Genomic DNA, 1385 nt, shown 5'->3' on the forward strand with positions numbered 1-1385 from the left:
GCGGTGTTTGATATCGGCTTCAGCGAACTGCTGGTGATCGCGGTTGTCGCCTTGGTGGTGCTCGGACCTGAGCGCCTGCCCAAGGCGGCCCGCTTCGCCGGGCTGTGGGTGCGCCGCGCACGTAATCAATGGGATTCGGTCAAGCAGGAACTGGAACGCGAACTGCAGGCCGAAGACATCAAGCGGCAGATGCAGGACGTGCGCCAGGGCATGCAGGACACCGAGAACCAGCTGCGTGCCAGCGGCGAAGCCGTGCGCCGCGAAGCCGAGCAGATGCAACAGCACAGCGACACGCTGGCGCAGCAGGTGCGTGCACCGGCACCGGCCGAACGGCCCCCACACCTGGCGGACACGACCGAGCCGGTGGGGCTTTCGCCGGAGGGGGCTGCCATTGCACCCACTACCGCCGAACCTGCGGTCGATGGCATTGCTGATGCCGCGGCCGAAACGCCTGCCCGCACGGAGCGCCCGTCATGAGCGAACACGACTTCGGCGAAAGTTCGCTGGTGGAACACCTGGTTGAACTGCGCGCGCGCCTGGTGCGTGCGCTGCTGGGGCTGGGCGTGGTTCTGCTGGGCCTGCTGCCGTTCACCCAGAAGCTCTACAACGCATTGGCCGAGCCGCTGATCTCGCAGTTGCCCAACGGGCAGACGATGATCGCGACCAACCCGGCCGGCGCCTTCTTCGCGCCGTTGAAGCTGACGTTCTTCGTGGCCTTGTTCGTGGCCGTGCCGTGGCTGCTGTACCAGCTGTGGGCCTTCGTCGCGCCGGGCCTGTATGCACGCGAGAAGCGCCTGGCGATGCCGCTGCTGGTCTCGTCGGTGCTGCTGTTCTATACCGGCTGCGCCTTCGCCTATTTCCTGGTGCTGCCGGCGGTCTTCCACTTCCTCACCACCTTCAGCCCGGAAGTGATCGCGATCACACCGGATGCGAACGCCTACCTGGACTTCGTGCTGGCGATCTTCTTCGCCTTCGGCGGCAGTTTCGAACTGCCGGTGGCAATGGTGATCCTGGTGCTGCTCGGCTGGATCACGCCGCAGCAGTTCAAGGAAGGGCGCGGTTACGCGATCGTCGGCATCTTCGTGCTTGCGGCGATCCTGACCCCGCCGGATGTGGTGTCGCAGCTGATGCTGGCGATCCCGATGTGCCTGCTGTACGAGCTGGGCATCCACGCCGCGCGCTGGTTGGTGCCGTCTTCGGTGGTCAAGAAGCCTGCTGCCTGATTCCTGGTAGCGCCGGGCCATGCCCGGCGTTCGTGGGGCGAGGTGATATCCATCCGCCGGGCATGGCCCGGCGCTACCGTTGAGCGCCTGCTCAGGCGTGGAAGACGTCGTTGGCAGGAGGCGACTGCGGCACCGGCGGTGCGCCGCGGCTGCCGCGATGCA

Annotated in this window: 2 protein-coding genes; both read left to right on the forward strand. The window is 66.5% G+C overall.

Translation table 11 applies throughout. The annotated features are described in order from the left end of the window. Positions 1-3: 3 nt before the first annotated feature. The gene (gene tatB / locus DBR20_RS11530; RefSeq protein WP_108266264.1) at positions 4-477 is read left to right on the forward strand and encodes a Sec-independent protein translocase protein TatB; all 474 of its coding nucleotides are present in this window, start codon (positions 4-6) and stop codon (positions 475-477) included. Then, positions 474-1223 (forward strand): twin-arginine translocase subunit TatC, encoded by a 750-nt coding sequence (gene tatC / locus DBR20_RS11535; protein WP_099819942.1) that lies wholly within the window; start codon positions 474-476, stop codon positions 1221-1223. The genes tatB and tatC overlap by 4 nt, the downstream gene beginning before the upstream one ends. Positions 1224-1385 lie beyond the last annotated feature (162 nt).

It is taken from the genome of Stenotrophomonas sp. HMWF023 (genome assembly GCF_003060985.1).
Lineage (GTDB): Bacteria > Pseudomonadota > Gammaproteobacteria > Xanthomonadales > Xanthomonadaceae > Stenotrophomonas > Stenotrophomonas lactitubi.

What these genes read in the sequence shown, in the direction of transcription:
- tatC (WP_099819942.1), top strand. Translation starts at nt 474, where the DNA reads ATGAGCGAACACGACTTCGGCGAAAGTTCGCTGGTGGAACACCTGGTT.